The following is a 22,705-nucleotide window of genomic DNA, read 5'->3' as shown; positions in this document are numbered from 1 at the left end:
GGATCTATGTCTGCAATGGCGACACCGCCAGTCAAGTGTTTGGCAAACTGGTGGTCGTCCTGATTTTCCATGAATGCTCGAACCTCTTTGGCCATGGTCGGTCCGAAACGTAGTTCAGAGCATTGTTGATCGAGAATCCATGCTTTGGCTTGCGCATCAGCAATGGTTTCTTGAAGTAAATCATTCAGTAAGAATGTTTCTACGTCATGTTGTTCGAGCGTTTTTCTGAAGGTGTCGTGTTCTTCTCCGGCTTTGCCTAGGCGAAGAACATCATCAAAAAGTAGCTCATCGCAGTTGCTTGGTGTTAAACGCGATAAACTAAGCTGTGGTCGGTGAAGAATGACGCGACGAAGCCTTCCAATCTCTGAACCAACGTGTAATCTGCTCATAGCTTTCCTCCAACTTAGCGTAATAAATGGTTACGCAATTGATAAACAAAACTGTTTTCAACGAATCGCTACTAGCACACTTTATAAGTTGTTTTAATATCTAATTTCTTGCCCAATTGTTGAGTGAATGACTGCTATTTAAATAGGTCATTGCTTAGTAAATTTTTAGCAAGCGTCATTTGATAAGAGGCCGCATGTCGTGGTTGCTGATCCGTTTGTCGCTCTGAAGACTAAAACTGTCAACGAGAATTTCTTGCCAAATTGTGAATAATTGTCTTGGTTGCAATTATTAATTTACTAATATTTTTTAGTTGTCTACATGCTCCCATTGCGCCCATACAAATACAGGGACACTTGCCATTAATAATATGGTTCCCCAGTAAACAACCTCTGGCCCTGAACCAATAATCGCGCCAATTACATAGCTAAATGCAATGACCGTAATGCCCAGATGGCGTGTCCACTGAAAGTTTTGAGTGCCTTTCCTAGAAAGGTGAATCATAATGCTCGCTAGTGAGCAAAAAAGATAAGGGATCAAACTTGATAGCGATGCAAGTAAAATAATAAACGTGAAAAGTTTAACCAGATCGCCTGTGAAGTTAGCTAACACTAAAAGTGATATCAACACGGTTGAAATTGTGACTCCCCAGATAGGGCGCCCTTTTGCGTCTTCCTTGCAAAAGATTTTAGGAAATAGCTTTTTCTTGGCAGCGACATAAGGCACCTCAGCTTGAATAAGCATCCAGCCATTTAACGATCCGAGTACCGAAATAATGGCGCCAATCGCAATAAAGTGGAAAGCCCAGCTACCCCATAAGGCGCCCGCCGCATCCGCAAAAGGGGCGGTACTTTTTTGAAGTTCGGCAGGAGACATAATGCCGAATATTGCGGCAGATACAACAAAATAAAGAATTGCGACAAACAAAGTGCCGTAAATAGTAGCTCGAGGGATATTCTTTTCAGGATTCTTTACGTCACCAGCAGGAACGGTTGCAGATTCGAGTCCCAAAAATGCCCACAAAGTAATGGAGCAGGTGGCCAAGATTGCATTGAATGTAGGCAGTTCACTGACATTACTCACTGCATAATTGCTCGGCTCGAAGTAAAAGAAACCTGCAAAGGCAAATAATGCCAACGGTATTAACTTTAAAATAGTTGTGATTACTTGAATTAAACCTACAGATTTCAGTCCTTGTAGGTTAATAAAATAGAGTAACCATACTGTCCCTAGCGTCACGATTACTGCGAGTCCGGAATTATCTTTAAGTTCAGGAACGAAAGCAGTTAGATAACTTGTGAATGCAACCGCAAGACCGGCGTTTCCGGTCCAGGCCGCAATCCAGTGTCCCCAACCCACCAAAAAACCAGCAAATTTTCCAAAACCTTCTTCGGTATATGCAAGCGGGCCACATGCTTTTGGTGAATCGAGCGCTAAGCGAGCGAAGACAAATGCTAATAAAACAGAGCCCGCACCAGTGATCGCCCAGCCCCACAGCGATATCGGACCGAAGTCACTCAGTGATGATGGCAAGAGGAATATTCCTGAGCCAATCATGTTGCCAATGACAAGAGATACGCAGACCCAAAAGCCTATTTTGTGATTTTTGCTCTGTTCGTTGGCCAAAAGTAATTACCTGAAGGCTAATATCTTGCTGAACCTTAGTCGCTGTTTCTGAATAGTCTAGAAATATTATGTTTCAGCGGTGCTGAGGTTTGTTATGCCTTTGTTACGGCAGTTTGCGTACCGATAACTTGCATATGGTGGGCTTTGTCTGTAAGATGCGCGGCTCGAAAAACTGCGGGTTATATTAAGCTGCTAGCATTTACAGGCGACTTGATAAATTCGTTTAATTTGTAACTCCTTGCTTTAAAAAGAATTATTCGATTTAAGGCTATATATCCAAAGGGAGCATTTATGCGTCACTATGAGATCGTATTTCTGGTACACCCTGATCAGAGCGAACAGGTACCAGGTATGGTTGAGCGATACAGCAACCTAATCACTAATGGCGGTGGTCAAGTTCACCGTTTAGAAGATTGGGGTCGTCGTCACTTGGCATACCCGATCAACAAAATCCACAAAGCACACTACATCTTGATGAACATCGAGTGTGGCAGTGAAGTGCTTGATGAGCTTTCTCATAACTTCCGATTCAACGATGCAATCATTCGTGAGTTGGTAATCCGCCGTAAAGAAGCGATTACTGAAGAATCTGCGATCAAAGCATCTCAAAACCGCGACGATCGTCGTCCACAGCGTCAAGAAGCGCCAAAAGCTGAAGCTCCTGCAGCAGCTGAAAGCCAAGACGCAGCGGCAGACGATAGCGCTGAAGCATCAGAAGAGTAATTCGGAATTAGGAGAAGACTATGTCTCGTTTTTTACGTCGTCGTAAGTTCTGCCGTTTCACCGCAGAAGGCGTTAAAGAGATCGATTATAAAGATCTTGATACTTTGAAAGGCTACATCACTGAAACTGGAAAAATCGTTCCTAGCCGTATTACCGGTACTAAAGCGAAATACCAGCGTCAGTTGGCTACAGCAATCAAGCGTGCGCGCTACGTTGCATTGTTGCCTTACACAGATAACCACCACGAGTAATGGTGGCGTTGCCCTTTTGGGTAACTACAAATTTACTTGAATACTTGAGGAAGCGCTTAAATGCGTGAATTAGCCCGGTTTGCCATGAAGGGGCCGTTAAATGCGTCAGGCATTGCCTTTGCCGCGTGTTTGGTTCCAATGATGTTCTGGCTTGGTGCCGCTACAGTAGCTTTGGTGACTTTGCGTCACGGCACATCTAAGGGACTCAATGTATTCGCATGGGCGATGGCCCCCGCGTTGGGGTGGTGGCTCGGATTGCAAGATCCAACAGCACTTGTTGTAGTCATTCTTAGTTTTGCATTAGCGCAGATTTTGAGAGTGACTGTGGCAATGAATCGTACTTTGCTGTTTGGCTTCGGATTAAGCGTGTTAGTTGGTGTATTAACGCCGATTATTATGCCTGGAGCCTTAGATATGTTGCAGGTTGTTTCGGATGAGCTTCTGAAACAAATCGCAGTAGACTCGCAAATCGAAGTAAACGAAGAATTTCGTGCTTCGTTCCAAGATCTCATGATCGCGAGTTTCGCAGCATCATTTTATTTGATGAGCATTGGGTCATTGTTTTTGGCTCGGTCTTGGCAAGCAGCGTTGTACAACCCAGATGGTTGGCGAGAAGAATTTCATCAACTAAGAATGGGACCGATTGATATGGTAGTGATTGTCAGTGCCATGATGATTGGACCGAGTACCGGAATAGATGGCTATTTACTCGTATTTAGCGGTTTGGTTCCTGTGCTTATCTGCGGTTTTGCTTTAGTGCATGGTGTGATCGGCAAGAAAAATTTAGGCGGGCAATGGCTCATTGGTTTTTATGCCATGGTTCTTGTTTTGTTTCCCGCATCGTTGGCAATCATTGTATTTATGGCAATGGTCGATAGTGGTGCAGACTTTAGGTCAAGGATACAAGCTTCACCAAAGTCTGAGTGAAGCTACAAGAACTTAGTATTGTTCGCAAAAGAGACAATTCGATTTAATAGTTGAGGATAGCGAGATGGAAGTAATTCTACTCGAGAAAGTTGGTAAGCTAGGCGGTCTTGGCGACAAAGTGACAGTGAAGTCTGGCTTTGGTCGTAACTTCTTGATCCCTTACGGCAAGGCTGTTCCAGCAAATGCTGCGAACGTTGCTGAGTTTGAAGCTCGTCGTGCTGAGCTTGAAAAAGCAGCTGCTGAGAAACTTGCAGCAGCAGAAGCGCGTGCAGAAGAGCTTAACGGTAAGGCTGTAACGATCGTTTCTAAAGCTGGTGATGAAGGCAAGCTATTTGGTTCTATCGGTGTACGTGACGTTGCAGATGCAGTCACTGCTTCTGGCACTGAAGTAAGCAAGTCTGAAGTTCGTCTTCCAGAAGGTCCAATTCGTAACACTGGTGATTTCGAAGTTGATGTTCAGTTGCACAGCGATGTAACTGCAACAATCAATCTTTCAGTTGTTGCTGAATAAGACCTTACGCCGAAGCGCGTAACGTTCACAGAGCCCAATTTTAAGTTGGGCATCTGCTTCTAAGCCCTAAGGATATCCTGTATATTCTTGGGGCTTATTTGTATTTATCTCCTGGAGTTTTTTCCTCTCGTGGCTGACCAAGAAATCTTAAATTTAAAAACCCCACCGCACTCAATCGAAGCTGAACAGTCCATTCTTGGGGGCCTGTTGTTAGATAATAGTAAATGGGATGCGATTGGCAGCAAAGTTATAGAGGATGACTTCTACCGACAAGATCATCGTTTGTTATTCCGTGTCATGAGCCGTTTGGCTACGGCGGGCAACCCTGTTGATTTGATTACTGTCTCAGAAGAACTGCAGCGTATTGGTGAGCTTGATAATGCTGGTGGTATGCAATACCTCACCGAACTCGTTGAGAAAACTCCTAGTGCAAGTAACGTCCATTCCTACGCAAATATTGTGCATGAGCGAGCTGTTTTACGCCGTTTGATTCGGGTTTCTGGTGAGATCTCTGATAGTGCTTTTAATCCTTCAGGAAAGAGCACCAGTGAATTATTAGACGAAGCTGAGCGCAAGGTATTTAAAATTGCCGAGGGCACTGCAGGTGAGGAAGCTGGTCCTGTTTCTATCAATCCGATTCTGACCAAAACGCTTGAACGTATCGAAGAACTATTTGATGCAGAAGAGGGGATTACCGGTGTTACGACAGGGTTTACCGACCTAGACGAAATGACTTCCGGTTTACAGCCCTCTGATTTGATTATTGTTGCGGCGCGTCCTTCTATGGGTAAAACGGCATTTGCGATGAACTTGGTAGAAAATGCGCTGATTAAGGCTGAACTCCCGGTATTAGTATTCAGTATGGAGATGCCGGCAGACTCTATTCTTATGCGTGTATTGTCGTCGTTAGGCCAGATAAACCAGACTCGTATTCGTTCGGGTAAGTTAGAAGAAGATGATTGGCCGCGCTTGTCTTCAGCGGCGAAAATCCTAAAAGACCGTCCGCTTTACATCGACGATTCAGCAGGTCTTAGTCCAACAGAAGTCCGCTCACGTGCTAGACGTGTGGCGCGAGAAGTGGGGCAGATTGGCTTGATCATGGTCGACTATTTACAGCTGATGCAAGTACCCGGGATGAACGAGGGAAGAACGGCCGAAATTTCTGAGATCTCTCGATCTCTTAAAGCTCTTGCTAAAGAGCTTAATTGTCCTCTTGTCGCGCTTTCTCAGTTAAACCGAGGCCTAGAGTCGCGAACTGATAAGCGTCCGATGAACTCTGACTTACGTGAATCCGGAGCGATTGAGCAGGATGCCGATGTCATCATGTTTATCTATCGCGACGAGTACTACAATGAAGATAGTCCAGATAAAGGGCTTGCTGAAATTATCATTGGTAAGCAGCGTAACGGGCCAATTGGTAAGATCCGTCTTCAGTTCCAAGGCGAATTCACCAAGTTCAACGATCTGTCACACGTGGATTATAACAACGAATTCTAAGGTTTTTTGCGATGGCTCGACCTGCTGTAGCTCTTATAGACCAACAAGCATTTGAACAAAACATTGCCTACCTATCCGGCCTTGCCAATAGTGCCGAGACCATTCTTGTCGTAAAGGCAGATGCCTATGGTCACGGCGTTAAGAATCTCATTTCATCATTTCAAGGTCGCCGCTTAGCCGTTGCCTGTGCTGAAGAAGCTGCAACAATTTTCTCGCTAGGTTTTGATGGTGAAATTCTCTTACTTGAAGGGCCATTCGAAGCGGACTGCATCGAGAGTTTAGCTCAGCACAACGTGAGTTATGTTATCCATCGGCCTGAGCAAGTGAGCATGCTGGTTGCACAAAACTTTGATGGCAAGGTCTGGTTAAAAATCGATTCGGGTATGCATCGTTTGGGCTTAACGGTCGAGCAAACCAAGCGTTGTATTGAGTTATTAGACGGCGCAAATATTCAGTTAGAAATGCTAATGACTCACTTTTCGAGCGCAGATGATCGTCGAAGCCGCTCATTGCAAGAGCAGGCGGATGCGTTTGACCGTTTAGTGAACGAATTAAAGCTTGATGATCTTCCAGTATCAATGTGCAACTCCGCTGCCTTGATGTTGCATGAGCGTTATCATGGGGCAGCAGTAAGGCCAGGCATTGCCCTATATGGAGCTAACCCCGCGCCTGTAATCAAGCCTTTGTCAGAAAAGCTCTCGCCCGTCATGACCTTGCAGACTGAAGTGATCGCTGTTCGAGATATCGACGTTGGTGAGACCGTAGGGTATGGCGATACGTGGACTGCATTGCGTCCGAGTAAGATTGCGACATTAGCCATAGGCTATGGTGATGGTTATCCGCGACATGCTCCAACAGGAACGCCAGTATTGATCAATCAACAGAGAGCACCTTTAGTAGGGCGCGTGTCGATGGACATGGTTACTGTTGACGTGACTGACATTGTGAGCGTTGATGTCTGTGCAAAGGTTGAGCTCTGGGGCCAGAATCTGCCAATTGAAGAGGTTGCAGAACATGTCGGAACGATCTCTTATGAACTTTGTACGAGTTTAACCTCACGCGTTCCGAGACGCTTAGTTTGAATGTCCCTTAAACAACAGAAAAAGCCCCAATAGCTGGGGCTTTTTTGTTTCAGAACGAGATACCTTATTTTTAGAAATCTTCCCAGTCGTCTTGACCAGAGAATGAGGCTGCGCTACCGCCGCTACTGTTATTTGAGCGAGGAGACTCATAAGTCATGACGGGTACAGGAGAAGGGCTCGGAGCTGGCGCAGCTGTTACAGTGGGCATTGCGCTCATTGCCATTCCACCTTGTAGGTTGAAGAACGAAATCATACTGGCCATGTTGTTAGACTCTTCTGACATGCTGCGACTTGCAGCTGAGGTCTCTTCAACTAACGCCGCATTTTGCTGCGTCATTTCATCCATTTGTGTAATAGCTTGGTTGATCTGACTAATACCGGCATTTTGTTCGATTGCAGCATTGTTCACATCGTTGATCATTGTCGCTACTTTATCGACGGCGCATACTATCTCTGCCAAGGTTTCACCACTTTGATTAACGAGTGTAGAGCCAGATTCAACTTTACTTACGCTGTCGCGAATAAGATCTTTGATCTCTTTTGCAGCCGCCGCGGAGCGCTGTGAAAGTGTTCGAACTTCGCCAGCAACTACCGCAAAGCCTCGACCTTGTTCACCTGCACGTGCCGCCTCAACAGCCGCGTTGAGTGCCAAAAGGTTAGTCTGGAAGGCGATCTCATCAATCACTCCAATAATGTCGTTAATCTTATTGCTCGACTCTAAAATCTCACTCATCGCATTCACTGCATCGTCAACAACCGCGCCACCTGATTGCGCTTTGGATTTTGCTTCTGCTGCTAAGGTGTTTGCTTCGGATGCGTTTTCGCTAGATTGCTTCACCGTAGAGGTCATTTCTTCCATGCTTGATGCGGTTTCTTCCAATGAACTTGCTTGCGACTCTGTGCGTCGGCTCAAATCATCAGAGCCTTGCGCAACTTCGCTTGCCAAGCTTCTTACTGCTCCAGCGGCATTTTGAATTTTAATAAGCACTTCGTTTAGCTTGTTCACAGTGTTGTTTGCGTTGGTCTTAATATTATCGAACTCACCACGATAATCGTTGCTGATTGTGTTGGTGAGATCGCCCTCAGACATATGTTCAAACATTTGTCCCATGTCATGCACGAACGATGAAGTTTTATCGAGCAGGGTGTTTAGACCTTCACTTAACTGTTTAAAGAAGCCATCTTTGTCGCTTAGGTTAATTCGCTCACTAAGATCCCCGTCATTTGCGGCAGCAATGATGTTGTCCATTTCTTCTTGAATACGAACCTCTGCGGTTTTGTCATCCCACTCGACAACAGTACCTATACGATTGCCGTCCTCATCATGAACAGGATTTACGATCAGGCTCATATGCCGACCACCCACGACGATTTTGGTTCGGGTCGTTCCGGTCATACGTTCAAGCATCTGTACTTGATGTTGGGGATTTTTATGGAATTGGTCGATGCTGCCGCCCATCAATGTCTCAGGGTTAAAGTTAGGTAGGTCTTTACGAATGTCATCGGCCGCCGCACGCAGCGTGTCGATCACAGCGTCGTTTGCATAGACAATATTTCGGTCAGCATCTGCCATCATTACGTTAGCGGTCACGCTATCAAGGGCTGTTTTAATACGTGATGTTTCGGCGATCATGCGCTTGTCCTCTGCGGCGCGATCACGCAGTTTCTGGCGCATATCTTTCATCGCAGCAAGCAGGCTTGTTGTATCGCCTTCTTTAGTCTCGACTTCTTCATCGAGTTGTCCGTCTGCGATACGGCTTATAACAGCCGTTGCATACGAAGGTTCACCACCGATGGTTTGAGTAAGATTTCTGATAATAAAGAAGGCCGCAATGATGCCAAATAAGATAGCGATGGTAGAGCCGATATATATGATAGCGGTTGTCGCCGAGGCTGTGTCTGCTTGTTCTTGATTTCTAACAACGATCAGTTTCTTTTCTTCGCCGATAAAGTCAGCAATCACGTCGCGCATGGTATCCATGCTCTTTTTGCCGAGACCTTTGCCAATGTACGCGACGATATCAGCATTAGTCGCATTACCCGCATTAACGTCTTTGCGGATGTCCATAGATGGTTCTACATGTTCACGGATCCATGTGTACTTTAGGTTCACTAAATTTGAAATACGTGACACTTGTTGGGGATTATCCGATACGAGCTCTTTGGTCTCATCCGTAAGCTTGTCAAAGTGCTCGCGTCCTGAGTAGTAGGGTTCGAGAAATTCTTCCTGGCCGGTGATTAAATATCCTCGTAAGCCTGTTTCCATGTTGACGAGTTCTGCCATGATTTCATCGCCGTGTTCGATAACCTTATGGGTATGATTTACCCACTTTTGGCTGGTCAGTAAGTGCGATAGACTCTGACTAGCGATAACGGAGATGACAATAAATAGCGTAATCGGTATTGCAAAGCCGATACCGAGCTTTCCTTTTAAACTTAGCTTCTCGAACATATTCATATTGCTTGCCCGTATAATTGAACTTATCCCAAATCTCATGCCGTACCACGTGATTTACCCGGCTGAGAAAGTACTTTTACTTTGCACATATCAATGTGCTTCAAGTATGCTCTGCGTCACGCAGATTTCGTGATGTGCATGAGAATATAGTCGCAAATAACGGTTTCGCTTTGCCTGTTAAAACGAATATCGAAATAGTAATTCTGCTTTAAGAGCAAAACGTTATATTCTTTATTCCACCTTTAGATTTAGAAATATAAATAATGCGAGTCTTAATCTTTTTGATGTTTATTTGGTCTGCAAGTGCGCTTGCGGAAGAAACTTTTTATCTTGAGTTAGCAGCAAATGGCGTGATGCAATCTGTAGCTGACGATGACTTTACGCTAGCGAGCACAGAGCTAAGAGCCGGCTATTACATTGTTGATATGATCGCGATTGAAGCTTTTGCAGGAGTAGGTGTACTCGAAGATTCAGTCGGAGATGCGAATCAAAGTATGCCTTCGCTTTATGGCATCAATACTCGGTTTGAATCGCCGAGCAGAGATGGCACCAAGGCATTTATTGTTGTTGGATATTCATCGACAGACTTGGAGTTAAGCCGAAAAAGTTCCGGTCAGGTGTTGGCAGAAGATACCTTTGATGGCTTTTCATATGGAATTGGCTTAGAAGAAGCGTTGAGTAAAACCAACCCAATTTATTTAAATCTACGTTGGCAAAGACATTATTCAGCGGGAGATATTACGATTGATAGCTTAGGAGTGGCACTTCGTTATGCGTTCTAGTGCATTGTTCTGTTTCAGATCTATAAAATTACTGATTGGATTAGTTTTAATCCTCGTTATGAGTGCTTGTCGCAATGAAGATGGCGAACAAGCTTTTGTTGATGCTGTCGAGATCATTAATTTAGGTGTTCAAAGCATCGCAATTCAGGTTGACGGGCAGGGCACTATCCTCGAAGCGGGAACTGAATCTAGCCTTTCAGCCTTTGCGACTTTAGAAGATAGCTCATTGCTTGATGTCACTAATCGCGTTTCATGGTCTTCGAGTGATTCAAGCATTGTAACTGTGAATGGCTCTGGTCAGTTATCAGCCGGAACTAATTCAGGGTCAGCAGTGATTGCTGCTAATTGGGGAGATCTTAGCGCTTCCCAATCTATTTCGGTTTCGACGGCGTCTCTCATCAGTTTGTCGTACAGCAGTTTTACCTCTTCGTCTTCTCAGTGCGTTCCTGATCGTCAATTGATGGTTGATGGCGTATATGCCGATCGTACCAGTAATGTGACTGAACTTGCTTCGTGGGCAAGCAGCAATAGCAGTGTTGCGACAGTGAGCTCATCAGGTATTTTGGCAACCTTAGATGATGGAGCTAGCACCATTACTGCAAGCTATGGCGGCCAAAGTGTGAATGGGACGATTACGGTTGCGGCAGATATTAGCAACCTCGCGCTTTCGAGCACCCCAGCGGCTAACTTTTCTTTAGATACCTCCGCTACGCGAAGCTTCTCAGCAAGTGTGAACGAGCTAGGCATTGTTCGTGATGTGACTGACATTGCGAGTTATGAGTCGTCTGATACGAATGTTCTGACCTTTTCCAATAATGTTGTCAGTGCAGGAAGCCAAACAGGAACAAGTGATGTCACTGTGCGCTGTGGTGATCTCGCAACGAGCCCAATTACAGTCACCGTAACCGTTCCTGCGACAGCGGATGACATCGAAATTCGCTATAACAATACCGATACCAGTCCAGCTGGTCCGTTTGACGTGCGTGATAGCCCGATACAGCTGTCGGCCATTCTAGTCTTTAGTGATGGTTCTACTTTAGATGTCACAGATGATGCCGATCTTGACTGGTCTGTTAACTCGACCGTTTCAGGTACGGGAGCCACTGTAGACAACGGAAACAGCAAAGGCGAAGTAGTATTTAATGCTGTTGGTCGTACGCGTATAGGTATCGTATTTGATAGCGATGACTACCCATATTTTGAAGATACTATTGATGTATTAGTCGAATAAGATTAAAGTCGCGCCTCCTTAAAAACCTGAATAGAAAATAATCGTTCAGGTTTTTTTTGTATCTAAAATTATTAATTGACCAAACGGTCAGCTTGGAACAGGTATGCAAACCCTTAAACAAACTCTATCAGTTATGATGCTGATGCTAATTGCTACGAGCGCTGCGGCAGCAGGCGGTGGTGAAGTTCAGATGCTCGATCTAACCGCAACATGGTTAGGTGGCATATCAATCGCTATTTTCGTATTTGCATACATGCTTGTCATCGGTGAAGAGTACCTGCATTTACGTAAGTCAAAACCTGTGATGGTGGCTGCAGGTATCATTTGGATTCTTGTCGCAATTTCTTACAACATGGCGGGCGACACGACGAGTGCGCATGTGATGATTCAGCATAATATCCTTGAATATGCTGAGCTATTGCTGTTTTTGCTTGCCGCAATGACATATGTAAACACCATGCAAGAGCGTAACGTATTTGCTGCGTTGCGTTCATATTTGGTTTCTAAAGGGTTCTCTCTTAAAGCGATTTTTTGGATAACCGGTGCTTTGGCATTTGTGATCTCTCCGATTGCAGACAACTTAACAACGGCACTTGTCATGGCTGCTGTTGTGATGGCTGTGGGCGGTTCGAATGCAAAGTTTATCGGTATGGGCTGTATTAACATTGTTGTTGCCGCAAATGCTGGTGGTGCGTTTAGCCCGTTTGGTGACATCACTACACTCATGGTATGGCAAAAAGGTTTAGTTGAATTCACTGAGTTTTTTGCACTATTGGTACCATCCATTGTGAATTGGCTTGTGCCAGCATTGTTGATGTCACTGTTCTTGCCAAAAGGACAGCCAGAGGGTGTTGATGAAGCCGTGACCGTGAAGAAGGGCGGTATCGTGGTTATCTTCTTGTTCTTGGGAACTATCGCCATGGCCGTGTCTTTCCACAGTGTTCTTCACTTGCCTTCGATGGTAGGCATGATGACCGGCTTGGGTGTTCTGAAAATCTACGGCTACTACCTCAAAATCACGGGCGAGAATACCTTGCGCACCATTGAGCAACACGCTGGTATCAGCGAAACAGAGCCGGGAACCTTTGATATTTTCGATCAATTACAGCGCGCAGAGTGGGATACATTGATGTTCTTCTATGGCGTGGTGTTATGCGTTGGTGGCCTAAGTGCGTTTGGCTACCTCAACTTGGCGTCTATTTTTATGTACGAGCAAATGGGCGCGAGCTGGGCCAATATTTTGGTCGGTGTGTTGTCGGCGATTGTCGATAATATTCCTGTCATGTTTGCCGTGTTAACTATGCTTCCTGATATGTCAGTGAATCAATGGTTATTGGTGACATTAACCGCTGGAGTAGGTGGTTCGATGCTTTCGATTGGTTCTGCGGCGGGTGTTGCCTTGATGGGACAAGCTCGCGGTTACTACACGTTCTTTAGCCATTTGAAATGGACATGGGCAATCGCTTTAGGCTATGTCGCATCTATTGCTGTGCATTTTTGGATTTCGGATATGCCTTTTTGAGCAAGCTCAACGCGTTCAAAAATAATTGATTGAAAAAGGCGCCTTACTTTTACAGGGCGCCTTTTTTGGTTTTTAATGAAAGAATATGTTCACTTCAACATGCGTAGGAAGGGAGTACTTTGAGCGAAACGTTTGAGGATATGCCGCTATATCCGAAGGAACTTAGCTGGCTAGCGTTCAATGAGCGGGTTTTACAAGAGGCAGCTAATGCGGCTGTGCCAGAACTTCAACGCTTACGGTACTTAGGTATTTTTTCAAATAACATGGATGAGTTTTTTAGGGTCCGTGTTGCCGATGTCAGCCGACTCGCTGCGTTCTCCAAGGGTGGGGAAGATAAACAGTTCTATCGCGATCGCTTAACAGATATTCAAACCAGAACACGAGAGCTGCAGCAGCAATTTGAAGTGACTTACAAAAGTGTTCTTAAAGCGCTTAATCGACGTCACATCTACATTATTACCTACGAGCAGTTCAACAAGAAGCAGGGCAAAGAAGCACGCCGTATTTTCTTCGAGCAAGTGTTGCCTGAGTTAGATCCTGTCATTCTTAAAAAAGACCTGCCTTTCCCTAAAATTGAAGACGGGATGCTCTACCTAATCGTTAAGACTGTCGATCAGGAAGATACGGTTAGATATGGTGTGGTAGAAGTACCGAGTGATCGCCTTTCACGCTTTGTTCAATTACCCCCTCAGCCTGGGCGCAAAACGAAAGTATTTGCAGTATTAGAGGATATTATTCTCTACAACCTACCTGATGTATTTCGTGGTGTTATTGATATCAAACACGCCGAGGCCTACGTTTTTAAACTGACTAGGGACGCTGAGCTTGAGTTAGACGAGACCATCAACCAGAGCCTGGTTGATCGCATGGCGAAATCAGTGAAAAAGCGCTCATCGGGTGAGCCAGAGCGGCTTGTTTACGAAGAGAGCATGCCAGAAGATATGCTGTCTTTACTGACTAAGCGCATTGGTCTGGGGCGTTACGACAGTCTGATGCCGGGCGGTCGTTATCATAACTCGAAGGACTTTATTGGGTTTCCGAGCGTTGGTCCAAATTATATTGATGCCAAGCCAATGGATACTGTTACCCATCCGGCTTTAGCTGATTTCAAAGGCAACTTGTTCGATTTGATTCGTCAAAAAGATGTCTTGCTTTACTACCCTTATCATTCGTTTGATACCGTAATTGATCTTCTGAAAACGGCCGCGATAGATCCGGCGGTTACAGAGATTAAGATATGTTTGTATCGTGCAGCAGAGCATTCGCGCATCGTTGACGCCTTATTGTCAGCAAGACGTAATTTGAAGAACGTAACGGTTGTTGTTGAGCTGCAGGCGCGTTTTGATGAGGCCAATAACATTGCGTGGGCAAATCAGCTAACAGATGGCGGCGTGAACGTAATATTTGGCGTGCCCGGCTTAAAGGTGCATACCAAGCTAATTGCCATAACACGTAAAGAAGATGGTAAACCGCGCATTTATACGCACATTGGCTCAGGAAACTTTAACGAGAAAACCGCCAAGATTTATACCGATTTTAGTTTACTGACACGCAATAAAGAGATCGGCAAAGACGTTGCCAATGTGTTTGATTTTATCAATTACACCTATCGCCGCCACGCCTATAAACACTTAATGGTGTCACCACTTACACAGCGTTCAGGCTTAGTGGGCTTGATCGAAAATGAAATCTCGAATGCCAAATTAGGCAAGCCAGCCGAGATCATTATTAAGTGTAATAACCTCACCGATAAGCAAATTATTGCGCAATTGTACGAAGCATCTAAAGTGGGCGTGTCTGTTCGTATTATTTGTCGAGGAATGACATCGATAGTGCCGGGAATTAAAAGTGTTTCCGAGAATATCGAAGCCATTAGTATTGTCGATAAATACTTAGAGCACCCGCGAGTCTATGTGTTCCATAACGATGGCGACCCTAAGTATTTTATTTCTTCTGCAGACATGATGAACCGAAACATCGATTATCGTGTCGAGGTCAGTGTTCCTGTTTGTGATGAAGATGCGAAGCAGCAGCTTCAGGACGTGTTAGATATTCAATGGTGCGACAATGTGAAAGCGCGTGTCTTGGATGCGAAGCAGAGCAATACTTATAGGCAGTTTAAAGTGAACGGCTTAGTTCGCTCTCAAGAAATGATTCATCAATACTTGAGTGATGGCGTCTTGCCGACTCGGATCAAACACGCACGCGAGCGATTACGCCGAGATCTTATTAAAAAGGCAAAGAAACGTGAGCGTAAGTTAGCCTAGGCTTTGCCACGCTTTTTGTGTTCTTACTTTTTGTGCGCTTTCAGCGAGCGATAGCAACGCGCTATCTCGTTTCCATGTTTTAGCAAAGCTAGGCAATTGATCTTCTAGAAGCTTGTCTTGTTGTTCAAATGTTCGTGTTAGCTGCTGTTTGATTCCCGATAATGTCAGGTGCGTTGAGGGTGCGCTTCGGTTGCTTTTCTGCATGAAAAGAATCGCGTGCGCGCTCGCAATATATTGCTCAGCAAGTTGTGTCTGCTCTAGCTCTAGAGCAATGGATAAACGTTGGCCGCATAATGCTGCCAAAATATGCAGATCTTCTTCCGTTCTAAATGGCTTTACGTACGCACTAAACCCATCGCCAACCAGAATATCCTCATGCTGGATACGTATTCCGGTTTGCTTGAGTTTTGCATGTGCCAGTTCGGGTACAAAAGGGAGGGGAGGTAGAGGCTCTAATCCGAGTCTGTTGTCTTCATTGTTTAATTTTACGAGTACGATATCGCCATTTGCGTCAGGACGTTGATCGACTGCGCTAACAAATATGGTCTTCGCATTAGTACCTCCTGAAGCAAAGCCCTTATAGCTATCGAGCATCAGCTGACCATTCTGTTCGTAGACCCAAGTTTGCATCTGGCGAGGCTTCTTCACACCTTTTTCGTTATGGCATAGAGCTGCGATGGCATCTCGATCTAGATCAAACATGTTTTCTAATGCAGATTGATAAGCCGAGGCAAAGGCAAAACTAACCTGACGAAAATGCGCACCGGCAACGAATGCTCTTACTAGAGAATCGTCGTACTTTGAAGTGAATGATTGGTGTTTCGCTAACCAATCTTGCATCGATGAGCACCCTATAACTGGAGAGTTAGCTGCGTTTTGGATCGACGATAGTAAAGATTCAATCATCATATTTGATTTTCTAGTTTTGATTTCGACCTTGGTGTCGCCAAAAGGTTTGCTGCGCTAGTCATTCAATTCAAATGCCTGCGAAAATCGCTGAGACCTTATCTTGAATTGAATGAACTGCTAGCGGGGTTAAACAGGTGTCTTTCGTTTGCTTCGATAGAATACAGAAACTATTGGAACACCTTGATTAAGCGATTGAGCTTATTTTGGAGCCATGCGTAATGCACAGTCAATACGGATTACTTCGCCATTCAAGAGCGGGTTTTCGACCATCTCTTTGACGATACGTGCATATTCCTTTGGATCACCCAAACGCTGGGGGAATGGCAGTGTTGCAGCCAAGCTTTCTTGCGCTGCTTCGGGTAAAGAAGCCAGCATTGGCGTCATAAATAATCCCGGAGCAATGGCTAGCACACGAATCCCGTAACGAGCGAGTTCCCTTGCAGCAGGTAGGGTCATTGAAACAATACCGCCTTTGGACGCTGAGTAAGCCGCTTGGCCAATTTGCCCCTCATATGCAGCTACGGATGCCGTTGAGATGATCACACCGCGCTCACCATCGTCGTTTGCATCTCGGGTTTGCATTTCATCTGCAGCAAGGCGAAGAATATTAAATGAGCCACTTAAGTTAACGGCGATCACTTTGTTAAAGAAATCCAAAGACTGTGGACCTTCTTTACCCAGAATTTTTGCCGGAACACCAATCCCTGCACAGTTCACTGCAATGCCGACTGGCCCATGTGCAGCTTTAGCTTGATCAAAACATGCTTGCGCACTTTCGGCGCTCGTTACGTCACAGTCAAATGCTAAACCACCAATTTCACTGGCGACTTGTTGCGCCTTTTCTGTTTGCACATCAAAGATACTGACCTTCGCGCCTAGCTCTGCTAACAACCTAGCCGCTGCTTCTCCAAGCCCTGAGGCTCCGCCAGTTACAATTGCAGGAACACCATTGATATTCATTCGTACATCATCCTCGTTACTATTATTTTTGTCTTACAGTCTTTGTTTTAAAGAACTGATTATTTACGAAAGACCTTTACGTAAACGTAAATCTAGTGGATGAGCATGATATGAGTAAAGTCGGGGGGAGGCAACCAAAGCCAGCATTTGGCTTTGGTTGAAGGCTTAAGAATCTAGCTTAATGCGCCGCTGCAAGCAGAGCATCGCAGGCTTTGGCAGGATCACCGCTTTTGTTGTATTCCTCTACCCATGCAGGATAGTTGTGTACGACTGGGATTTTCTCTGGGTGAAAGCCTGGTTTAAGGTAAGCAAATAAAGGCTTTGTAAATGAAGAAAATACGCCTTTACGTCCATACATCCAAGGCAAGTTCTTAATAAACATTTTGCGACGCTCCCATTTTGAGAAGCCATCAGCCTTAAGCAGTTTGTCCCCATTAGTGAACATGATTCGCATGGTTTCATAGGTTCCGTATATAACCGCCCACACACGCATGAAATAACCAACTTTGGCAACTTTCTGCATCACATCAAATGCTACGGAACGATGCTCCATTTCTTCAATCGCATGCCATGCAAACATCGTCTTCATTCGATGATCGAAGCCTTCTGACACGTATTTTTTACTGAAGAATGCTTCTGCCATGAGCGCAGTAAAATGCTCAAAAGCTGCGGTAAGCGCGACATTGTATTCGGGTGAATATTCATTGAGATATTTGTCGATGATCTCTTTGTGCTCAGACAAAATCTCATCGATTGGCATACCTTGTTTTTTGAGCAAATTATTGAACTTAGTATGTGCGATGCCATGCTGTGCTTCTTGGCGTGTAAAGGCTTTCACATCTTCGAGTTGTTTCGGGTCTTCAATTTGGTCTCTAAATGCGCGCACGGCAGTAATAAAGTAACGCTCTCCATCAGGGAAGGTTACCTGCATTGCATCCATCAAGCGTGTGCGGAAAGGATTACCATCTAACCAGTATTTGGGAATGGTTTCGTCCAAGCCAAAATCTAACTTCTCTCGCACATCCATATCAGGTTGAAAATGCTTTCCATCATTTAGCGGCGCGTAGTTTGAGTCTGTTCTGTACATACTAGTTCTTCCTTAAAACCTACTGATTAGTTGATAGTCTTCAGGATCAAAAAGATCTTTCATCTCGTTATGCAGATATTTATTTCTCCAGCGCAAAGGTATAGCCCAAGAGAGCAAGGCAACGGGTTTAGATTGATGCCCACATACAATGCGTTGTTTGCCAGTTTGAATCGCTTTAATGACTTCGCGCACAACAGCCACTGGAGGCGTTTTTAGATACTTAGCGGTAAATTCTTCGCCACCGTCGGTATTCATTGCGATGTTTGTTTTTATTCCGCCTGGGTGAAGCAAATGCACAGAAATAGGGGAGTCTTCTAACTCAACCATCAGCGATTCTGTGAAGCCTCTTACAGCAAATTTCGAGGCGCAGTAATCAGAGGCGTTTGGCGTTCCCACGAGGCCAAAGATGCTCGACACGTTAATAATAGCGCCTTCATTATTTTGTATTAGATGTGGCAAGAACGCTTGAGTACCGTAGACAACGCCAAAAAAATTCACGTTCAGCGTTTGCCTGTATTGTTCGGCATCCATATTCCAAACTGGCTTGCCACCACCACCAATGCCTGCGTTATTGATAACCACGTGTGCAGGGCCTAGTTCGTCTTTGACGCGACGCGCAAACTGATCAACGATTTCTTTATTGCTTATATCGAACGCCTGACTACATATGCCTTTGTGGGGCAAGGATTCGAGTTGCTTCACGGTTTCTTTTAATCCTGATTCGTCGTAGTCGGTAATCGCGATCCGTGCATTTAGCTTTGCAAATTCCAAGGCATAGGCGCGCCCCATTCCAGAACCGGCTCCGGTGATGACGATGGTTTTATCTTTAAAGTTCTTCATGCGGCACTCGTTTGTTTAGTTTTATTGTGTTGCTGAGTTGAGTTCATCGTTTTGTTTTTAATCGATGACACATCTACATTAATCGAAGGTGGATAGAGCTTCAGATTCTCGTCTGTCACTGGGCCATGCCGAAGATTTTTGAGATCTACTTTATAGTCCATCGACATGTACCAAGGCGCCTTGAACCCTTGGCGAGGGAGATCTTTTAGTACTCGCTGTACATAACCTGCACCAAAATCTAAGAGGGGGCGTGTTGGCATAGTCGGGCTAGGCAGTTCAGGACATGCTGCGGCCTGATTTTTGTCACTCATGTGTTTTATCAGTCGACAGTAATGCTCGCATAGCAAGCCTACTTTTAAGGTCCAAGATGAGTTGGTGTAACCAATGGCAAAGGCAAAATTAGGTATGCCGCTCAACATCATGCCTTTGTATGCAACGGTATCGGATAAATCGACGGTCTTGTTATCGACGTTTAGCTTAATCCCGCCAAATAGTTGCACGTTTAAACCCGTAGCTGTCACGACAATATCTGTTTTGAGTGTTTCGCCTGATGCTAGCTCTATACCTTCCTCGTTAAAGCACTTAATGGTGTCGGTTTTAACTGAAGCTTTGCCTTCACTGATTGCATTAAATAAGTCTCCGTCAGGCACCGCACATAAGCGTTGATCCCAAGGGTTATATGGAGGATTAAAATGTTGGTCGACAGGGTAGTTCTTTGGCAGCAGGCTCTTATTGCTATGATGAATAATCTTACGTGCGAACTTAGGAAAACGTTGGCACAAACGCCAAATCAGACGCGAAATATTAATGTTTTTATTTCGCGTTAGTTTATACGCAAGGCGTTTAGGGAGCAGTGCGCGAAGTACGTTAGCAATCGGGTCGCTTTGCGGCATGCTCATCACATAAGTCGGCGTGCGCTGAAGCATAGTGATATGTTTTGTCTTATCCGCCATCGCAGGTAACAGCGTCACGGCTGTTGCACCACTGCCAATTATCACCACATTTTTACCTTGGTAATCGAGATCTTCCGGCCAATGTTGAGGGTGAATCACTTGCCCCTTAAAGTTTTCTATTTCCGGAAATTCTGGCGTATAGCCTTTATCGTAGTTGTAGTATCCAGCGGCGCTAAACAACCAGTTACAGGTAACTTCTTCGATGGTTTTGACGTGGCCGTTGCTATGTTCTATTTGCACAGTCCAGCACTGTTCTTGTGAGCTCCAATTGGCGCTTAATACTTTTCGACCGTAGCGAATATGTTGGTCGATTTTATTTTCGGATGCCGTTTCACGAATGTATTTGAGAATATCCTGACCATCAGCAATGACTTTTTTATCTTCCCAAGGTTTGAACTCATATCCAAAGGTGAATAAATCAGAATCAGAACGAATGCCTGGATACTTAAACAAGTCCCATGTGCCGCCAGACCGTTGGCGCGATTCAAGAATTAGATAGCTTTTATCTGGACAGTCTCTTTGCATGTAATACGCAAGACCAATCCCTGAAAGACCAGCACCAACAATGAGTGTGTGAACGTGTTTTGCAGTCGCCATAATACTTACCATCTTTTATGCGAGTTAGCTTTTTCGTTACTGTGGTGCTCATTCTATGAACAGAAAAATGATTGGTCGATATGCAAAATAACTCAATATGATTATTATATGGTGCATATTGCACTTTAATGCTGTGAAGAATTGAGGGTTTTGTATTGGCTGAAAAAATAGAAATAGCTGCGAGCACTGAAGAAAAAGAGCGTATTTATCAGTTGTTACGCCTTGGGGCCGAGAAAGCCTTGGTGATGATTAGCAAAGACGAAATCATTGAGCAGATGGAGCAGGCCGGTATGTATGGGGCGGGCGAACATTCTGACCTGGATGACCCAGTTTTAATTGCTGCAACGCGCCGTTCAATTCGCTCAAGCCTTATTCACTGGTTGAACTCCACTATAGAAAACCCCGAGCAAAAAGTAGCGCCCTTTGTTTCCGATAATATTGTGCAAAATGCCTTGGCCATTATTGAAAGAGGTGTGCCAGAACTCATGTTAGCGCTTGATAGAGCAGGACAAAACGTAGCATGGCAATACTGGATGAATGTCGCGTTTGAGATTGCTCAAAACCCGCGTGAATTGAAGTTGCTATTGGATGTGTCATTCAGGTCTATCTCAAGTTATATCGATACAAGTCGCGATTTATTGCAAAGCATATTGAAAGAATATTCTGACGATGAACAAAGTGCTTATCTGGCTAAAAAGCGTGATCTGGTAGTGACCATTCTAGAGGGGCATGGCGTACAAGTTGATAAAGCGATCAGGCAGCTAGATTACCCAATGACTCAGGCGCAACATGCGGCTGTTGTTTGGAGTGATGAGGCTAATCTTGAACTCAATGCACTTGAAAAGGCAGCAGAATATTTCGTTAAGTGTTTTCGAGATGTCGACTCCTTGTCTGTCATTGTCTCAGCAGAAGTGATGTGGATATGGGTGGGTTCTTCGGAACCGATCGATACCTATCGACTGCGTTCTTACTTCGCTAAATTAGAAACCATTAAGCTCTCTTATGCATCAGCTGGAAAAGGCTTAGAAGGCTTTCGCAAAGCGCACATGGATGCCTTGGCGGCACAGAGAATTTTGGGACGCTTCCGGTCGGGGGCAAGTATTGTGTCTTATGAACAACTGCGTCTGGCAGAGATGTTATCGCGAGATCTCGACGCAACGAATAACTTCATTCGTTATATCTTGGGCGATTTAGCACGCTCTCCGAAAGAGTTAAGACAGTCGTTGTTGGCGTATATCGGTGCTAGCTGTAACGCGAGCAAAGCGGCTGATCAATTGCATACTCATCGTAATACCTTGCTGCGCAGGCTCACCAAAGCACGAGAGTTACTGCCGCGGCCTTTGGAAGAAAACTTAATACAAGTTGGAGCGGCGCTGGAACTTTCGAGTTGGCTATCTTGATGAAAGAGTAGTATTGCCAATACCTTTAGAGATATGAGAGTGTTCATAGACAATTGCGGTAGTTTGTTTTTTAGAGGGTAACATCAAGCTAATTCTTCTTTTCCTGTCGGCGCTGGCCGACGGCAGGCCAGGGTCTTTGTTTGGCCAAAGACCCCAATACCTCAAAGGCGACCCAGATCGCTTGCGCGCTCGACGGGATTTAAGTTTCGTTCCAATCCGTCATTGCCGCGCAGGCGGCACAAAAGCGCTTTAGCGCGTTGAACGACAAAAAGTCGGCCCGAAGGGTAAGCGAAGCGCATCATCTATTGTTTAAAGTGCAATGCATGGAGTTAGACAATTGCGCACATCAAGTTGGGAGAAATATCAGGCTTTATCTAGACAGGTTTATTGAGCAAGCAGACATGAATGCCGCTATATGGCTCACCCGTAGCCAGTATGCCCCATGCAGTTCTGGCGAGTGCGATGCAGCAAAGAAGGCTTTTGTGTTTACTTCTGACGCTTAGCGCCGCAACGATAAGTGGCATCGCCTCGGCAAAAGTAGAACGTCGAACCCAACCGTACTTTTTCTTCACAATCAACTTCAGACCAGTGTATGAGTTCACCAAAGCGGTAATCATCATCATAAATGCCGTCGTAGCCTTCAGCTTTACAGANTTCCTTCGCTTTGGTCGCCATTGATAGTTCTACCTGGTTTC

19 protein-coding genes are annotated in these 22,705 nt (G+C 45.0%); 11 read left to right on the top strand and 8 right to left on the bottom strand.

The window, feature by feature from the left end:
- Both A3739_RS26485 and A3739_RS26480 read right to left on the bottom strand, forming a co-directional pair.
- Positions 1-389: arginine deiminase family protein (locus tag A3739_RS26485; RefSeq protein WP_231877155.1), on the bottom strand; the 389-nt coding region annotated here is incomplete at its 3' end.
- A 307-nt stretch (positions 390-696) separates the two neighbouring features.
- Positions 697-2,013: an amino acid permease gene (locus A3739_RS26480; protein ID WP_082878634.1), complete on the bottom strand. Its 1,317-nt coding sequence runs from the start codon at positions 2,011-2,013 to the stop codon at positions 697-699.
- A 291-nt stretch (positions 2,014-2,304) separates the two neighbouring features.
- Here A3739_RS26480 and rpsF point away from each other — a divergent pair, with 291 nt between their 5' ends.
- The 6 genes from rpsF (at position 2,305) to alr (ending at position 7,004) form a co-directional block, all read left to right on the top strand.
- Positions 2,305-2,736 carry a 30S ribosomal protein S6 gene (gene rpsF / locus A3739_RS26475; RefSeq protein WP_068480500.1) on the top strand — a complete coding sequence of 144 codons (432 nt, stop codon included), beginning with the start codon at positions 2,305-2,307 and terminating at the stop codon, positions 2,734-2,736.
- 20 nt (positions 2,737-2,756) lie between these two features.
- Positions 2,757-2,987, top strand: coding sequence for a 30S ribosomal protein S18 (gene rpsR / locus A3739_RS26470; RefSeq protein ID WP_068480503.1), 231 nt, complete (start codon positions 2,757-2,759; stop codon positions 2,985-2,987).
- A 60-nt stretch (positions 2,988-3,047) separates the two neighbouring features.
- Positions 3,048-3,914, top strand: coding sequence for a hypothetical protein (locus A3739_RS26465; RefSeq protein WP_068480507.1), 867 nt, complete (start codon positions 3,048-3,050; stop codon positions 3,912-3,914).
- A 64-nt stretch (positions 3,915-3,978) separates the two neighbouring features.
- Positions 3,979-4,425: a 50S ribosomal protein L9 gene (gene rplI / locus A3739_RS26460; RefSeq protein ID WP_068480510.1), complete on the top strand. Its 447-nt coding sequence runs from the start codon at positions 3,979-3,981 to the stop codon at positions 4,423-4,425.
- Between the two features lie 129 nt (positions 4,426-4,554).
- Positions 4,555-5,922, top strand: coding sequence for a replicative DNA helicase (gene dnaB / locus A3739_RS26455; RefSeq protein ID WP_231876730.1), 1,368 nt, complete (start codon positions 4,555-4,557; stop codon positions 5,920-5,922).
- A gap of 11 nt (positions 5,923-5,933) precedes the next feature.
- The gene (gene alr, locus A3739_RS26450) at positions 5,934-7,004 is read left to right on the top strand and encodes an alanine racemase (RefSeq protein WP_068480513.1); all 1,071 of its coding nucleotides are present in this window, start codon (positions 5,934-5,936) and stop codon (positions 7,002-7,004) included.
- A gap of 70 nt (positions 7,005-7,074) precedes the next feature.
- Here alr and A3739_RS26445 read toward each other — a convergent pair whose 3' ends face one another.
- Positions 7,075-9,456: a methyl-accepting chemotaxis protein gene (locus A3739_RS26445; protein ID WP_068480517.1), complete on the bottom strand. Its 2,382-nt coding sequence runs from the start codon at positions 9,454-9,456 to the stop codon at positions 7,075-7,077.
- A 290-nt stretch (positions 9,457-9,746) separates the two neighbouring features.
- Between A3739_RS26445 and A3739_RS26440 the strand changes: the two genes are divergently transcribed.
- The 4 genes from A3739_RS26440 to ppk1 all read left to right on the top strand — a co-directional run bounded on the left by A3739_RS26440 (position 9,747) and on the right by ppk1 (position 15,264).
- The gene (locus tag A3739_RS26440; protein ID WP_197472606.1) at positions 9,747-10,244 is read left to right on the top strand and encodes an outer membrane beta-barrel protein; all 498 of its coding nucleotides are present in this window, start codon (positions 9,747-9,749) and stop codon (positions 10,242-10,244) included.
- On the top strand, positions 10,234-11,475 hold the full coding sequence (locus A3739_RS26435) for a hypothetical protein (protein WP_068480520.1): 1,242 nt from the start codon (positions 10,234-10,236) through the stop codon (positions 11,473-11,475). The genes A3739_RS26440 and A3739_RS26435 overlap by 11 nt, the downstream gene beginning before the upstream one ends.
- Positions 11,476-11,578: 103 nt before the next feature.
- Positions 11,579-12,997, top strand: a complete 1,419-nt coding sequence (gene nhaD / locus A3739_RS26430; protein ID WP_068480523.1) for a sodium:proton antiporter NhaD — start codon at positions 11,579-11,581, stop codon at positions 12,995-12,997.
- Between the two features lie 119 nt (positions 12,998-13,116).
- Positions 13,117-15,264 (top strand): polyphosphate kinase 1, encoded by a 2,148-nt coding sequence (ppk1, locus tag A3739_RS26425; protein WP_197472605.1) that lies wholly within the window; start codon positions 13,117-13,119, stop codon positions 15,262-15,264.
- Here ppk1 and A3739_RS26420 read toward each other — a convergent pair.
- The 5 genes from A3739_RS26420 to A3739_RS26400 form a co-directional block, all read right to left on the bottom strand.
- Entirely contained in the window at positions 15,256-16,104 is an 849-nt protein-coding gene (locus A3739_RS26420) for a hypothetical protein (protein ID WP_156502873.1), read from the bottom strand. The two genes, ppk1 and A3739_RS26420, sit on opposite strands and share 9 nt — an antisense overlap.
- A 267-nt stretch (positions 16,105-16,371) precedes the next feature.
- Positions 16,372-17,133: an SDR family NAD(P)-dependent oxidoreductase gene (locus tag A3739_RS26415; RefSeq protein ID WP_068480529.1), complete on the bottom strand. Its 762-nt coding sequence runs from the start codon at positions 17,131-17,133 to the stop codon at positions 16,372-16,374.
- 178 nt (positions 17,134-17,311) lie between these two features.
- Complete coding sequence (locus A3739_RS26410) at positions 17,312-18,220, bottom strand: metal-dependent hydrolase (RefSeq protein WP_082878632.1); 909 nt, start codon at positions 18,218-18,220, stop codon at positions 17,312-17,314.
- Positions 18,221-18,232: 12 nt separating this feature from the next.
- Positions 18,233-19,060 (bottom strand): SDR family oxidoreductase, encoded by an 828-nt coding sequence (locus A3739_RS26405; protein ID WP_068480532.1) that lies wholly within the window; start codon positions 19,058-19,060, stop codon positions 18,233-18,235.
- Positions 19,057-20,610: an NAD(P)/FAD-dependent oxidoreductase gene (locus tag A3739_RS26400; protein WP_068503369.1), complete on the bottom strand. Its 1,554-nt coding sequence runs from the start codon at positions 20,608-20,610 to the stop codon at positions 19,057-19,059. The genes A3739_RS26405 and A3739_RS26400 overlap by 4 nt, the downstream gene beginning before the upstream one ends.
- Before the next feature lie 155 nt (positions 20,611-20,765).
- Here A3739_RS26400 and A3739_RS26395 point away from each other — a divergent pair, with 155 nt between their 5' ends.
- Complete coding sequence (locus A3739_RS26395) at positions 20,766-22,010, top strand: CdaR family transcriptional regulator (protein ID WP_068480539.1); 1,245 nt, start codon at positions 20,766-20,768, stop codon at positions 22,008-22,010.
- The last annotated feature ends 695 nt before the right edge of the window (positions 22,011-22,705 follow it).

Source organism: Oleiphilus sp. HI0067, assembly GCF_001635735.1.
This window is presented reverse-complemented; position numbering and strand designations above follow the sequence as displayed.

What these genes read in the sequence shown, in the direction of transcription:
- A3739_RS26435 (WP_068480520.1), top strand. Translation starts at nt 10,234, where the DNA reads ATGCGTTCTAGTGCATTGTTCTGTTTCAGATCTATAAAATTACTGATT.
- A3739_RS26410 (WP_082878632.1), bottom strand. Translation starts at nt 18,220, where the DNA reads ATGTACAGAACAGACTCAAACTACGCGCCGCTAAATGATGGAAAGCAT.
- rplI (WP_068480510.1), top strand. Translation starts at nt 3,979, where the DNA reads ATGGAAGTAATTCTACTCGAGAAAGTTGGTAAGCTAGGCGGTCTTGGC.
- rpsF (WP_068480500.1), top strand. Translation starts at nt 2,305, where the DNA reads ATGCGTCACTATGAGATCGTATTTCTGGTACACCCTGATCAGAGCGAA.
- A3739_RS26440 (WP_197472606.1), top strand. Translation starts at nt 9,747, where the DNA reads ATGTTTATTTGGTCTGCAAGTGCGCTTGCGGAAGAAACTTTTTATCTT.
- nhaD (WP_068480523.1), top strand. Translation starts at nt 11,579, where the DNA reads ATGCAAACCCTTAAACAAACTCTATCAGTTATGATGCTGATGCTAATT.
- A3739_RS26465 (WP_068480507.1), top strand. Translation starts at nt 3,048, where the DNA reads ATGCGTGAATTAGCCCGGTTTGCCATGAAGGGGCCGTTAAATGCGTCA.
- A3739_RS26415 (WP_068480529.1), bottom strand. Translation starts at nt 17,133, where the DNA reads ATGAATATCAATGGTGTTCCTGCAATTGTAACTGGCGGAGCCTCAGGG.
- A3739_RS26405 (WP_068480532.1), bottom strand. Translation starts at nt 19,060, where the DNA reads ATGAAGAACTTTAAAGATAAAACCATCGTCATCACCGGAGCCGGTTCT.
- A3739_RS26420 (WP_156502873.1), bottom strand. Translation starts at nt 16,104, where the DNA reads ATGCAAGATTGGTTAGCGAAACACCAATCATTCACTTCAAAGTACGAC.
- A3739_RS26400 (WP_068503369.1), bottom strand. Translation starts at nt 20,610, where the DNA reads ATGGCGACTGCAAAACACGTTCACACACTCATTGTTGGTGCTGGTCTT.
- A3739_RS26445 (WP_068480517.1), bottom strand. Translation starts at nt 9,456, where the DNA reads ATGTTCGAGAAGCTAAGTTTAAAAGGAAAGCTCGGTATCGGCTTTGCA.
- alr (WP_068480513.1), top strand. Translation starts at nt 5,934, where the DNA reads ATGGCTCGACCTGCTGTAGCTCTTATAGACCAACAAGCATTTGAACAA.
- rpsR (WP_068480503.1), top strand. Translation starts at nt 2,757, where the DNA reads ATGTCTCGTTTTTTACGTCGTCGTAAGTTCTGCCGTTTCACCGCAGAA.